The sequence below is a fragment of the Candidatus Aquicultor secundus genome (assembly GCF_002791875.1).
In the GTDB taxonomy this organism is placed as follows: domain Bacteria; phylum Actinomycetota; class Aquicultoria; order Aquicultorales; family Aquicultoraceae; genus Aquicultor_A; species Aquicultor_A secundus.
The window spans coordinates 823-1,828 of record NZ_PFNG01000118.1 but is presented as its reverse complement, the minus strand read 5'-3'; the positions used below and the strand labels follow the sequence as shown (position 1 = coordinate 1,828).

Here is a 1,006-nt window from a genome sequence, read left to right as displayed (position 1 = left end):
GGTTTTCGCTTCGCTCAGAATGACAATGGTGAAAGGTACTCTCATTCGCCTTCGAACATATTGCCTATGCCGCTAGCGAATTATCTTTGAGAGACTGAGTTCGATGATATCTTCGGCCCCGAAGGCTTTTAGTTTTGGGATGAGGATGTTTACGTTTGATTTTTCGACTACGGTTTCTATGGCGAAATAATCGGAGTTGTAGAGCTTGGAAACCGTCGGTTTTTTAAGCGCCGGTAAGACCGCAACAATTTCTTCAAGCTTACCCTCCGGGACATTCATGCTGATGAGAACCTTGCCTCGGGCTTCCATAACACCCAGTAGAAGCGTTTTTATCTCCTCTATCGCCTGCCGTTTTTCGGGATCAGCCCAGGATTGCTTGTTTGCCATAAGGCGGGTTGTCGATTCTAAAACAGTATCGATGATGCGAAGACGGTTTCGCCGCAGGGTCGAGCCGGTTTCGGTGAGGTCGACAACGATATCTACGAGTTCGGGCACTTTTGCCTCGGTCGCGCCGTAGGAGAACGATATTTTGACGGGTATGCCTAGCTTTTCGAAGTATTTCCTTGTTACGTTAGGAAGCTCGGTGCTTACGCGGCTTCCGGCCGGTATGTCTTCGGGTTTTTGGATGGGTGAGTCTTCGGGTACCGCAACTACCAGGCGCATGATACCCGCACCGGTCTTTGCGTACGGCATATCCGCAACTTCGACCACATCCGCATTCGATTCGACGATCCAATCGTGGCCGCCTATCCCGAGGTCGAAGTATCCCTCGGAGACATACGTGGGGATTTCCTGGGGTCTCAAGATTTTAACTTTGCTGATCCTCGGATCGTTGATTGATGGATTGTAGCCCCGCGATTCCTTTTTGACTTCAAGATCTGCTTGGGCAAACAGCATGAGTGTTTGCTCTTCAAGACTTCCCTTTGGCAAAGCAATGCTTAACATGTATCAGCTCCCGTAATCTAAGAATCCAGGAGTCAGAATAAAAGAAAAAGATTAAATAGGG

The 1,006-nt window shown here is 48.8% G+C and carries 1 protein-coding gene; it reads right to left on the bottom strand.

Annotated elements, in window-relative coordinates; translation table 11 throughout:
• Positions 1-72: 72 nt before the first annotated feature.
• The gene (gene hisG / locus COY37_RS04765; RefSeq protein ID WP_286678027.1) at positions 73-945 is read right to left on the bottom strand and encodes an ATP phosphoribosyltransferase; all 873 of its coding nucleotides are present in this window, start codon (positions 943-945) and stop codon (positions 73-75) included.
• Positions 946-1,006 lie beyond the last annotated feature (61 nt).

Coding starts and splice junctions, on each gene's coding strand:
- hisG (WP_286678027.1), bottom strand. CDS start 945: ATGTTAAGCATTGCTTTGCCAAAGGGAAGTCTTGAAGAGCAAACACTC.